Below are 12,999 nucleotides of genomic sequence, written 5' to 3' on the forward strand. Positions count from 1 at the left end.
GCTTTAATATATACTCATGTCTTCCGAATCCGTAACCGAGTTGCCCAATACGCTACGCTGGCTGTATGTCGATTTTAACAGCTACTTCGCCAGCGTGGAGCAGCAACTGCGCCCGGAATTGCGCGGAAAACCTGTAGCAATCGTGGCTGTAGATACGGATTCCACCAGCGCCATCGCCGCCAGTTATGAAGCCAAGGCGTTCGGGGTTAAAACAGGCACCCCGATCTGGGAAGCCAAGCAACTTTGCCCCGGCATCATTTGCGTAGTGGCGCAGCATGAACGCTATGTAGACTTTCACCACCGTATCCTGGAGGAAGTGAACAACCATATTCCCGTCAGCGCCGTATGCTCGATTGACGAGGTTGCCTGCCGGCTGATGGATAACGAGACCGCTCCCGAACGCGCCACACAGATAGCTCTCTCCATTAAAAAAGGCCTGGCTGCCAATATAGGAGAATATGTGCGCTGCTCTATCGGCCTCGCGCCGAACCGTTACCTTGCTAAAATAGCTACTGATCTCAAAAAACCGGATGGTTTGACAATCCTGAACGGACAGGATCTGCCCGGCAGATTGCTGCAACTCTCCCTGCGGGATCTTCCCGGAATCGGCCGCAATATGGAAAAGCGCCTGCTGCTAGCAGGTATTAACAACATGCATAGCTTATGGGCACTCGATGCCGCACGTATGCGAAAGGTCTGGGGCAGCGTATGGGGAGAAAAAGTGTGGTACCTACTGCGTGGCTATGAACTGCCCGATGAAGAAACCGTACGCCGAACGATAAGCCACAGCCATGTGATGGCGCCGGAGCTGCGCGTGCCTGAGAAAGCCCGTTACGTCGCCCGCCGCCTTATGCTGAAATCCGCCAGCAGGCTGCGGCGCATGGGCTATTACGCTGCACGTTTCCACCTCGCGCTAAGACTGGAAAACGGGTTGCGCCTGGAGGCAGAAGAATCCTGTTACCGCGCGCAGGACAGCATGACGTTTCTGCATCTGCTGGATAAGGCATGGGAGAAGCTTCTGGGCAATAACAAGCATATGCGGATCCGTAAAGTATCATTATACATACACCACCTGATGCCTGCCGATGAACTGCAACCGGAACTGTTTGCCGAATTGCCGGAAGCTGAACTGAAACAGCGCCTGAAAGCAGAGAAAATGTCACATGCGCTGGATAGAATAAATCAGCGCTTCGGCCGCGATTCAATTCTGGTGGGAATGCTGCCTTCACAGGGCCGCAGCTTTTCCGGCAGTAAAATCGCCTTCACGCGCATTCCCGACAAGGAAGAGTTCCTAGAATAAAATTCTGTTGCAAACTATAACAGTTTTGGCATTAATATTTACATGCGTAAATTTGTAGCCATCATGATTGTAACCGCCTTAAGCTTCAGCCTTGCTGGTTGTTTTGTGCTGGCGGTCGGCGCGGCAGGCGCAGGCGGCGGTTATATTTACAAAGACCAGCAGGATAAGGGCAAAGTACCCTAAGCGAATAGACGCGACTGAACAAACTTCTTATTCGTCGTCGTCCTTATCATCTTCCTCGTTATCATCCTTGCTCTTATCTGTGCTTTTAGCATCTGTAGCGGGCTCGTTGCTGCCATTTTCCAGATGCTTCTGTATATCCGCAGCAATATACCATGCGCTTGCATCTATAGCGTAAGCATTGACATATTTATGCTGCTTATCCAGCAGGTAGATATAATCGGAATGTACCGTACCCGGAAACTTTCCGCCTTTGTCATTTTCCGCAGCTCTATTGCGATAAGCTTCATGCAGCTTATCCAGCAGCTGCTTCTGTTCCTGGCTTCCCACCAGTCCCGTAAGAGCTCCATTAAAGGGCTTCAGATAATCCTGCAGCACCGAAGGACTATCGTTCATAGGATCAACTGATACGAAAACGGGTGCGACCTCACTTCCCTGTTTCTTCAGAACATCCATCACCGACGCCATGCGATGCAGCGCATGATGGCAGACATGCATGCAGTGGGTAAATCCGAAAAATACCAGCATATACTTATCCCGGAAATCTTTCTCCTGAACGGATTTTCCATCCTGATTGGTATAAGCAGGTGCGGCGTTATCAGCAAAGGGCTGGAAGAAAGAAGCGGCATCCTTAACCGCCGGATCATAGACTTCCACATGAGCCATCATACCTTTATCCTCATGCTCCAGCACATGGCAATGCGCAATAAACGTGCCGACAATGGCCGGATCGGTGAACGGAATAATCACCTTGACGGTACTGCGCTCAGGAACACCGGCATTGTCCACATAACCATTAAATGGCACCTCTTTGCCATTCACCTCTACGACCTGAAAATGCAGCTGATGGATATGAAAAGTGTGAAAATCATCGGAGTCGTTGCGAATCGTCCATTCTTCCACATGCCCCAACGGCACACGGAAATCGACACGGTTCATATTAAAGAGCTGACCGTTTATATAATATTTGCCTTCATCTGCCGACTCCGAATAGACAAAATCTCTGGTCGCATCGATCTTATCAGAGCGTAAATCATGCTCTTTAGGAAATTCCGTAATGGCAGGTAGCGGGGTTTCCGGCATACCGCTCACAATCACTTTGCCCTGTACGCGCTCAAGTTTGCAGTTAGGGTAGCATCCGGTCATTACGTTCTGCGTCACAATTTCGTGAATTCCTGGCTGTCCTGCCGTCACCAGTACTTCCAACCGGCTGGCGGGTAAAACGGTCAATACATCGGTCATAGTTTCATGCAACGTGTGGCGGCCATCCATTTCGACAATGCGGAACTGCATCCCTTTTACGGCCAGATGAAACAGGCGATTCGGGCTCTGGTTGGAGAAGCGCCAAAACTGAGTTTCCCCCGGATGCATACGGAGTACAACATCCGTCTGCCCGTTAATCGTTTGGATCACCCGGTGCAGGTCGCGCACAATATGAGGGTCCTTAGACTCCGGAAATTCATAATCTTTCAGCACGAATACGCGCTGCTTGAGCCTGGCGAGCTGAGGCAGGACGTCCTCAATCCCTTCCACTTCCAGTGCTCCGCTCAACCCACGCATAACATTCTTTTCGGCGATTCCATGCGTATGGTCATGATACCAATATAGCCCCGGAGCTTGATCCTTGGATACACGGACATCGTAATCGAAAGTCTGGCCCGGCTCCACGTTGACGTGGACATTATCCCCATTCCCCAGCGGTGAGGTTTCTATTCCGTGAAAATGAATATTGGTGGGACCGGAAGTATGATTGATCAGGCGGATACGCATTCTGTCTCCGGGACGCACACGGAGTAAAGGGGCCGCATACTGATCGTTATAAACAGAAGTATTAACGGTCACCCCGTCCAGTGTAAGCTGCTTATCCGTAGCTTCCATAGTAGCATCCAGCACACCGTCAGCGCTACTGATCTCCGTCAAGCCCCGCGTTTCCGGGATGGAATCGGGAGATGCCAGAAACACGCTATATACCAATACCGCAGCAATCAGAAGAAAACAGACGCCGAACGCTTTCATGCAGAATTAAGCCCTTATTCCTTGGAGCAGCATCCGAACCTGGTGCCGCAATGTATCGGAATGTTCGGACAACATCTTCGCCGCGTCAAGCACATTCTTCGCTTCATGGTCCACTTCCCCCATGCCTTGGGAGATAGAAGAGATATTTTCCGTAATATGCTGCACCCCGGTCAGGGCATGCTGCATATTGGTTGAAATCTCCGTCGTCGTGGCCGACTGCTCTTCCGCAGCCGCGGAAATCCCGCCCGCATATTGATTCACATCTGAAATGGAGGTCTTAATGGCATTCAGGGCAACAGTCACATCCTTGGAAACAGCCTGGATATTATTAATATGCTTCGATATCTCTTCGGTAGCCTTGGCAGTCTGGCTTGCAAGATTCTTCACTTCGGAGGCGACAACAGCAAACCCCTTTCCGGCATCCCCCGCACGTGCAGCTTCGATAGTGGCATTGAGTGCCAGCAAATTAATCTGCCCTGCAATATTCTCAATGAGTAAAAGAATCTGACTGATCTGCTCAACCGCCGCCGCCAGTACCTGGGTGGTCTGGTCCGCTTTATCCGTCCGGTGAACCGTTTCCGTAACCAGCGCCGTGGATTTGGCAATTTGACTCGATATTTCCTGTACCGCCGTGGAAAGTTCCTCAACCGCTGTTGCCACGTGCTCGACATTGGCCGCTGTCTCACCCGAAGCCGCAGAAGCTGAATTGCTCTTCTGGCTTACATCGCCTACGACACGCCCCATTCCCTCTGCGGTATTGTTAAGCGCACTGGCCGCCGCATTAATGGACTCGATAATCCCATGCACGCCGGATTCAAAACTATCGGCAAGTTTCAGGCGGCTGCTCCTGGCTTCTTCCGAAAGCAGCAGTTCTTTCTTCTTCCCATTTTCAATTTCCTTAAGATTTTCTGCCAACGCATTTTGCATGACGGACAAAGCTGTAAGCAATCGCTTCGCTTCAAGGCACCCGCTAACCTTAATATTATTATCCAACCGCCCATCCGCCACAGCATTGGCCACAATCGCCGCCTGCTTCAATGATGGTGTAATATACTGGCCTAATACCAGGGCAATAATCAAGGCGATCAAAGCAGCTCCAACAAGCGCTATGATTAACAATTTCTCATTTTCAGCAAGTGCCTTATGGGCAGTAGAAACCTGACGGTCCGCCTTGGAGCGGTAAAGGAAACCACCGTCGGAAAAATTATCGACTAACTGAGAAAGTCCCTTATCTATCTTCGTAAGATCCGCCTGCGTGGTCAAAGCCGGCTCATCCATGATATGTTTGATCTGTCCTCGGATATTTTCTGCCTGATGCTTGGTCTTGTCATTCATCGCACGCTCGATGTCGACATCCATATTATCCAGAATCGTTTGCAGCTGCTGTTTGGAGGCACTATCGCCGAAAGAAGCGGTTGCCCCTTCATGACTCGCCATAAATTTGACGAACAAGGTCTGGACGCGGTGGGCATAATCCACCCCTTCAAACGCCTTATCATACATATCCATCGCCACCGTGGACAATGCATCCACACTGGCAGCAGATTTCTTTAACTCCTGATAGCCAAATCCCCCTATCCCTATGATAAGCATAAGGATAAATAAATTTCCCAGCATCAACGCCAATCGAATGGACATGGCTCCCCCAAAATCGCCTTGCCTTAACTCTACCTTACTTTACTTCTACCGTCATCTTCATAGTGGGGTGGATAGCACAGCGGACTTCATATTCCCCTGCTTTATCGAATTTTACGTCAATCGCCTGACCCGGCTTCTGCAATCCCTTATCCTGAGCATCGCCATCCGGTGTGATCACCTTGATGTTGTGGGTTACAGTGTCTTTATTATTATAGTGTACCGTATCGCCGGGCTTAACGCTGATCTGGTCGGTAGAAAACAGTTTGTCTGCCTGATCGACCGTCACATCCGCATAGGCAGAAGATGCCATCGCCGAAACCGCACATACAGCAGCAAAAAATATTTTACGCATTTTAATCTCGCTTGTTTGAATTAAACCGATCCGAAGTACTAATTAGAACCTTTTTTGTCATAATCGCCATTCAGATAGGGCACAGGATCAAAAAATATCCCAAGATTCAGGAAAATCGTATTATTCGCTCCCGCATGCGTGCTTACCCCGTCAAACTGTGTATAGCCTGTATACTGTAGTTCGAATCGTGCATTCGCTCCCTGGATAATAGAGTCTTCTTTCCCCCAGGGAACATAGGCAAGTTCAGCTGTATAACCGGCGCTGTTCGGGCTGGCGCTTCCGGTGGAAGTCTGCCAGTAAGCGGCATCGTCGGAGCCCCATGTGCGGAAGTAACCGATGGTCGGTATCCAGGTGTTCTTATAGCTGTAAGAAACATTCGCCTTGAACTCCTGCAGCTGATCCGAGCTGTTGGTCCCTGCAAGCACTTCGCTTGCATGCAGGTCCGTGTTTTCATGCATATAGAGAGCATGGGCGGAGATAATATTCTCTTTGCCAAGCCACTGGTAATTGGCATCGAATCCTACATCGGTCTTCTTATCGCCGACGCCTGCGCTCGCATCGCCGCCCGGATTGACGTTCGCCATCATTCCCAGAGCGCCGACTTCCAGATACTGCCTGTGATGGTCGAAATCATGCTGCAAGGCAAGACGCCAGTATGGCATCACCCCTTCATACGTATCCGTTCCGGTAACGGGGATAGCGCCCACAAAATTGCGCGTTCCGGCGCTTAAGCCATGATACAGCTCGAATTCGGCATACACCCAGTTATTAAACATGACGTATGCACCGGCACCGGCCACCTGGAACCCAGCAGTTCCATCGCCAAGCAGAGTGCCTGCTGTCGGGGTTGGTGCAAGTTCCACAGCATCATACGGCCAGCCCCATTGCGGCGTTGCATTCCATAAATCTGAAACGGTGGGCGCATTATTGACCGTGATACCGGCGATATAATCCTTATGGAATAACTTGCCTTCATGCACTACACGCACTTCGGAGTTTGCCCAACCGGTATTGCGCGAAGCGCCTTCATAGGAAATCGGCTCAAGATAAACGCCGATATTGTCTGTCACCTTTCCGGTATAGAACAGCGATGCTTCACCAATGCTGAAGTTATCGTTAGTGCCGTAGCCATGCTCCGGCGGTGCACTCTGGCTATCTTTAGTGTGCGTAAACGTTGTACGCTCCATAAACGCTACCGGCGGAAAATGTTTTTTTCCGTCATCCGCGGTATAGCCATACAGCTTAAAATCACGTCCATACGGAGTCAGCTGCGGCCCGTACGCACCAACGTGACACGCTTCGCAAGGCTGCGAAGTTTGTACTGCAAAAGCCGGTGTTGCCTCTGCCTGGCTGGAAAACATGCAAACGGCAAGTCCTCCAAGTAAAGCACTTGACTTTAAAAGGTGCAAAATCTTCCGCATGATATTTTCCTGATTAAGGGTGAGTTTTTATAAAATTCTTACACTAATCACCTTATTGCAAGAGCAAACTACGCACGCATAAGTTTTATATGTGGAAGTTGCATTTTCAGCACAAATAACTGAGAATAATTATTATTTTCTCTTAAAGGATTTTTTGTACCATCCGATAAGCGAACGCTTATATGGCCCCAACTTGCTTCTGATATCGCGCCGTCCGATAAACAGTTTTGCCCCAAGCCATCCGTAGAAAGATGTACTGGCGGTATACTCAACACACTCGCGCACATCATTTGCAAACTGATACTTGTAGGCGAAATCGCCCTGCATATGATCAAACTCCTCAAGACCATGCTCAAGAGCCCAGCTAATCGCATTCAGGTTTGCAAGATGGCCGGGAGAATATTGAAAATAAGCCGCATCATTGGAAACGACATAGCTGATAAGCTTTTTACCATATCGCAGCGCCAGATGGTGTGCAATGACGTCCTCACCACACTGCAGCCATGCAAGGAAAAGTTCACCGCGTTTTGCCGCTTCCGCCGCAAAAAGACGGAAGAACGCCAGCACGTTCGGCTGATCGAACATGCCTTGCAGGCCAAGTTCATTGCACCACGCTGTCTTTTGCTTAACCATGCCTTCAATAATACCTTCAGGCAGCGGTAACGATTCGCACACCGTATATTTCACCGGCGCTTTTTCTTCCAGGCGGCGCAGGCGGCGGTTCAGATCCGTACGCACCTTGCGTGGCAATGTTGCCTTATAGGTTTCCGCGTCTTTCCACTCCAGCTTCAGGTAAGGTGCCCGGTTGCGTTCATGCGCCGTGGCGAAAGAGTTCAGCGCCTGCTCGTCCAGCGAACCGGGGCAGACATCGCGTATATGAATAAAGTCATATGCTTTGCTATTTCTGGCTGCCTGCCACAATGCCTGTGCCTGCTCAGGATTCGCGCAAAGAATATCGGCCTGATAGAACGCCTCTGCACCGGTCGCCTGCAAAACACGGAATCCCTTGCGACGCACCACCGCCAGTGGCAACACACCAATAAGCTTACCGTTCTCTCTCGCGGTAACGATATGCAAAACACGCCCATTTGTGTTTCCTGTGGTGCGCCACCAGCAGTCAAAATAATCGAAACCGGAAAAAGGGCTGGTTCCTATAGCGTTATGAAGTTGCCGCCATTCTTCAGCGATAACAGCAATTTCCGTGTCCGACGTTAATATGGCAAAATCCATTACTTCGCAGCGCCTTTTACTAAATGATCAACAATATCCGGATTGGCAAGCGTGGAAGTATCTCCCAGCGCCCCAAGCTCTCCTTCCGCGATTTTGCGCAGGATGCGACGCATGATTTTACCGGAACGAGTCTTAGGCAGCTCATGGGTAAAATGAATATGATCCGGCGTCGCAATCGGGCCGATCTCGGCACGCACCCATTGAATAAGCTCCTTGGTCAACTGGTCATTGACCTTCACACCGGCATTGAGCGTCACATAGGCATAAATACCCTGCCCCTTAATATCATGCGGAAACCCGACGACTGCCGCTTCCGCCACAAGCTTATGCGCCACCAGCGCACTCTCGATCTCCGCCGTGCCCAGACGATGACCGGATACGTTAATCACATCGTCAACACGGCCCGTGATCCAGTAATAACCGTCTTTATCGCGCCTGCACCCGTCACCGCTGAAATAATAGCCTTTGAACGAGGAGAAATAAGTTTGCTCGAAGCGTTCATGGTCGCCGTAAACCGTACGCGCCTGACCAGGCCATGAATCGGCGATACAGAGCATGCCCTCGCCTTCCCCTTCGATCACCTTACCGTCACTGTCCAGCAATACGGGCTGCACGCCGAAGAATGGCACCGTGGCGGAACCGGGTTTCAGATCCACCGCTCCTGGCAACGGGGCGATCATATGACCGGCGGTCTCCGTCTGCCACCACGTATCCACGACCGGGCAGCGTTCTTCACCCACCATATTGTAATACCACATCCAGGCTTCCGGATTGATGGGCTCGCCGACACTCGCAAGCAAGCGAAGGCTACGGCGAGAGGTAAGCTGCACATAGGAATCCCCCTCACGCATCAGCGCACGGATGGCCGTGGGAGCCGTATAAAAAATACTGACATCATGCTTGTCCACCACCTGCCAGAAACGCGAAGCATCCGGATAACTCGGCACGCCTTCAAACATCAGCGTCGTCGCGCCGTTGCATAACGGACCATAGACAATGTAACTATGCCCAGTAACCCAGCCCACATCCGCCGTGCACCAGTAAATCTCGCCTTCGCGGTAGTCGAACACCAGCTCATGCGTCATGGCCACATAGAGCAGGTAACCCGCCGATGTATGCAGCACTCCTTTGGGCTTGCCCGTTGAACCGGAGGTATAAAGAATAAAAAGCGGATCTTCCGCATCCATCGCTTCCGGCGTATGGGTGGCGGATACTGTTTTAATTTCTTCGTGATACCAAAGATCGCGCTTCGGATGCCATTCTATATGCCCGCCCGTGCGATGCACCACAAGCACATGCCGCACCTGGGGCAGATCGTGTATGGCCTTATCGACATTGCGCTTGAGCGGAATAGCCTTACCGCCGCGCACGCCCTCATCCGCCGTGATGATAAAATCACTCTTGCAGTCTTCAATACGCCCTCGCAACGCCTCCGGCGAGAATCCGCCGAACACCAGCGAATGCACCGCGCCGATGCGCGCACAGGCGAGCATGGCATAAGCGGCTTCCGGAATCATCGGCATGTAAATCGTCACGCGGTCGCCTTTTTTAACGCCGCGCGCAATCAGCACATTCGTCAGCCTGCAGACATATTCATGCAGTTCACGATAGGTTATATGGCGTGATTCGGAAGGATCATCCCCTTCCCAGATAATAGCCGTCTTATCGGCCTTCTTTTCCAGATGGCGGTCGATGCAGTTTGCACTCACATTGAGCTTGCCGCCCTCAAACCACTTAATCGATACATCCGGCGTAAAACGTGTATTCTTTACCTTATTCCACTTACGCGCCCACTCTAGCCGCTCCGCCTGCTTTCCCCAGAAAGCTTCCGGCGCTTCAATGCTCTCCTTATAAAGCTCCAGATAGCGCTCACGATTAATATGCGCCGTCTTTGCAAATGCAGGATCAACCGGAATAATTTTCTCAGACATAACAATGCCCATAAGTAGATTTTATATTGAGCGATTCACTTTATGAGCACCGGCTGTTTTATGCAAGCACTGTAACGTTCGTTATTTCACAGCTGCTGCTCCTGTGATTCCTTCCAGGCTTGCCTTAAAGAAGTGAGTCTTTCCTGATGGCTGGAATCTTGTATCGCAGGATATGTTTGCCCTAGCCTTGCAACATGCCCGCCTGCATCCGCCCGATGCTTTTGGGTGTAATTACTTTTTACAATACGCTGCGCACCATAGACACCTTCCGCAGCCACAATGAGTCCTGTAATCGCTGTCTGCCGTGCAAGATGTTTTGCCTCTACGCTACTTCTTCCCTGTTTACGCCAGGCTTCTATCCCTGCAAATGCTGGAGAAAATACATTCAATACACTCCCAATCAAAAATACTCTGTCATGCTTCCACATCTTTTTAATGGGGACAAACAATTCCGTATTCAGCTTGCCTAAACCGCCTGGACCGGAAACGGATAGTGATCTCACATCTTCAATAATAGGCTCATCATTATGTTTTCTAAAATGGCCATAGCCTTTTAATGACTGCGCTACCAGCTGATATAATCCTGAATAAAGCCTTATTTTCTCAGGTGCATACGCTATCTCTCCTGCCTTCAATCCAACACCGTGCGCTTTAAGACCTAACTTGATATGATTCAGGTTATTGAACATGAACACCGGCATCAGGATCAGCCATTCAAACTGGGTAGAAGAGCGCTGCGGGTGCAGGAAGGCATTCGTTATACGTTGCCCCAGTGTATGGCCTTCAGGAAACATTCCACCCCGCGCAGAAGAGAAAGACCAGACTTTTTCAGCTATCTGCACCTGTGCACTGAATTCCCTCGGCCTGTCTCTGGTAAGTTTGCCATGCACCAGCCGGGTGCGGGCTGACAGCAGGGATTCATAATTGACGTAAGCGAAACAAGCCGTAATAAGACTGCCAAACCAGTTATCACTATTGAAACGTGATTTTGCATAACCCCAGATTTTTTGGCCGAAGCTTTGCCGCGAATGCGCTTCATTCGCCGGGGTATCCGGTGCGATAGTATTGGCCTCTGCCATAATCTACCCGTAAGGACATGATCTGGCTCAACAATACAAAAATATATCCTGCAATCCAACTCGTAAGGACTGCTGTCACACAATGTTCAAATTAGTTAATAAATCAGGGGGTTAGTCTGTCTAGAAATGGCGCAGCACGTGCAGGTAAATGTCTTTGAGCTTCACCAGATCTTCCACCTTCACACGTTCGTCGATGGCATGCGGAGTGAGACCTGTAGTGCCGAACTCGACAACAGGACAGATATCCTTGATAAAACGCGCATCTGACGTGCCGCCCGTCGTGGAAAGATCCGGTGTCAGACCGGTCACTTCCTTGACAGCCTGTACCAGCAAAGCACTCAGTTTACCGGGCGGTGTGATGAAGGATTCGCCCGAGACACGCCATTCGAGCTTGGTCTCAGCCTGCGTCAGTGCAATCTGCTCACGCACCCATGCTTCAATGGTCTGCGCATTGTGCTGATCGTTGAAGCGGATATTAAATTGCGCGCGCGCTTCCGCCGGAATAACATTCCCTGCGGTATTTCCAACATCAATCGTAGTGATCTCAAGATTAGAGGGAGGAAAAAATTTGCTTCCGCTATCAATCGGCGTCGCCTTCAGCCGCTGCAATATCTCGATGATACTGGTGACGGGGTTATCCGCCAGCTCAGGATAAGCCGCATGGCCCTGTTTCCCGATAACGGTCAATTTACCGTAAGCACTGCCGCGTCGGCCGATCTTTGCCATCTGACCAAGTTCTTTGGGATTGGTAGGCTCACCCACAATGCAGCCGTCAATCTGCTCACCGCGCGCTCTCAACCACGGCAGCATTTTGCGCGTGCCATTGACTGCCACACCTTCTTCATCTCCGGTGATTAGCAGGCTGATCGAGCCTTGCATCGGCGTTTTAACCCGTTCACTTACAGCAGCCACAAAAGCCGCAATCGCGCCTTTCATATCCTCTGCGCCGCGCCCGTAAAGATAACCATCTTTGATAACAGCCGCAAACGGATCGACTGACCATTTTCCGGTATCTCCCGTCGGCACGACATCCACATGACCGGCAAAACATATGTTAGGCTGTGCTGTACCAAGCCGCGCGTAAAGATTTTCAGTGGGCTCTCCCGGCGCATCCGAAAACGTAACCTGATGGCAAACGAATCCCAGCGCCTCAAGATGTTTCCTGAGCACGCCCATGACACCCTCATCTTTCGGAGTAATACTGGGAACGCGGATTAATTCCTGGGCAAGTGCAACCGGATCGATCATTTCTTACCGGCAACCTTGCGCTGCTGCGACTCTTCTGCTTCGGTTTCTGCTTCCGGCTGCGGTGCTTCCTTAGCAGTAGCGTCAAAAGGATTGAACATCGAGAATGCCTTGGTGAACAAGGCAAAATTCTGCTTTCCGATTTCCTCGAACTGGGAAAAAGGCGAGAACGTGGAATTACGCGAGAAATAATCGAACATACGGTCCTGGTTCACAGTGAAATTCTCCATTGTGGCTTCCAGATAGGAAGGCAGGAACTTCTGCATTCTGCCGCCGTAAAACCCGATGATCGTGCGCAGGAATTTAATCGGGAGCATGCTGTAACCCTTTGATTCCTGATCGAATATGATTTGCGTCAATACCTGGCGGGTAAGGTCTTCTTCGGTTTTTGCATCAATAACAATGAAATCTACGCCATTTTTGACCATAGTGCATAGATCATCCAGCGTAATATAGCTGCTCGTATTGGTATCATAGAGACGACGATTGGCGTATTTTTTAATTACCACCTGACCGTTTGTCATGCCTGGCATAAATCCTCCTCACCGTCTTTTCTATTGTATTTGCTGATAAAGGGTGCAATTATGCACGTTTATTCTCCATTTCT

At 50.5% G+C, this 12,999-nt stretch carries 11 protein-coding genes; 2 read left to right on the forward strand and 9 right to left on the reverse strand.

Annotated elements, in window-relative coordinates:
• Positions 1-16 precede the first annotated feature (16 nt).
• Both VFT64_08755 and VFT64_08760 read left to right on the forward strand, forming a co-directional pair.
• A complete protein-coding gene (locus VFT64_08755) occupies positions 17-1,300 on the forward strand; it encodes a DNA-directed DNA polymerase (GenBank protein HEU5047915.1) in 1,284 nt (427 codons plus the stop codon).
• A 42-nt stretch (positions 1,301-1,342) separates the two neighbouring features.
• Positions 1,343-1,483 (forward strand): hypothetical protein, encoded by a 141-nt coding sequence (locus VFT64_08760; GenBank protein ID HEU5047916.1) that lies wholly within the window; start codon positions 1,343-1,345, stop codon positions 1,481-1,483.
• Positions 1,484-1,510: 27 nt separating this feature from the next.
• On the opposite strand, the gene VFT64_08765 is transcribed toward VFT64_08760, so the two are convergent.
• From VFT64_08765 to phaR, 9 genes are all read right to left on the reverse strand, one after another.
• Positions 1,511-3,496 carry an SCO family protein gene (locus VFT64_08765; GenBank protein ID HEU5047917.1) on the reverse strand — a complete coding sequence of 662 codons (1,986 nt, stop codon included), beginning with the start codon at positions 3,494-3,496 and terminating at the stop codon, positions 1,511-1,513.
• A gap of 6 nt (positions 3,497-3,502) precedes the next feature.
• Entirely contained in the window at positions 3,503-5,134 is a 1,632-nt protein-coding gene (locus tag VFT64_08770) for a methyl-accepting chemotaxis protein (protein ID HEU5047918.1), read from the reverse strand.
• A 34-nt stretch (positions 5,135-5,168) separates the two neighbouring features.
• Positions 5,169-5,486, reverse strand: a complete 318-nt coding sequence (locus VFT64_08775; GenBank protein ID HEU5047919.1) for a plastocyanin/azurin family copper-binding protein — start codon at positions 5,484-5,486, stop codon at positions 5,169-5,171.
• A gap of 38 nt (positions 5,487-5,524) precedes the next feature.
• On the reverse strand, positions 5,525-6,847 hold the full coding sequence (locus VFT64_08780; protein HEU5047920.1) for a hypothetical protein: 1,323 nt from the start codon (positions 6,845-6,847) through the stop codon (positions 5,525-5,527).
• A gap of 192 nt (positions 6,848-7,039) precedes the next feature.
• Positions 7,040-8,137 carry a GNAT family N-acetyltransferase gene (locus tag VFT64_08785; GenBank protein ID HEU5047921.1) on the reverse strand — a complete coding sequence of 366 codons (1,098 nt, stop codon included), beginning with the start codon at positions 8,135-8,137 and terminating at the stop codon, positions 7,040-7,042.
• Entirely contained in the window at positions 8,137-10,068 is a 1,932-nt protein-coding gene (gene acs / locus VFT64_08790; protein ID HEU5047922.1) for an acetate--CoA ligase, read from the reverse strand. Before acs ends, VFT64_08785 begins: the two co-directional genes overlap by 1 nt.
• An 86-nt stretch (positions 10,069-10,154) precedes the next feature.
• Positions 10,155-11,147 carry a hypothetical protein gene (locus tag VFT64_08795; GenBank protein HEU5047923.1) on the reverse strand — a complete coding sequence of 331 codons (993 nt, stop codon included), beginning with the start codon at positions 11,145-11,147 and terminating at the stop codon, positions 10,155-10,157.
• Positions 11,148-11,267: 120 nt separating this feature from the next.
• Entirely contained in the window at positions 11,268-12,395 is a 1,128-nt protein-coding gene (gene dapE / locus VFT64_08800; protein HEU5047924.1) for a succinyl-diaminopimelate desuccinylase, read from the reverse strand.
• A complete protein-coding gene (gene phaR / locus VFT64_08805) occupies positions 12,392-12,925 on the reverse strand; it encodes a polyhydroxyalkanoate synthesis repressor PhaR (GenBank protein HEU5047925.1) in 534 nt (177 codons plus the stop codon). Before phaR ends, dapE begins: the two co-directional genes overlap by 4 nt.
• Positions 12,926-12,999: the final 74 nt, after the last annotated feature.

Source organism: Rickettsiales bacterium, assembly GCA_035765535.1.
GTDB lineage: Bacteria > Pseudomonadota > Alphaproteobacteria > Rickettsiales > JABCZZ01 > JABCZZ01.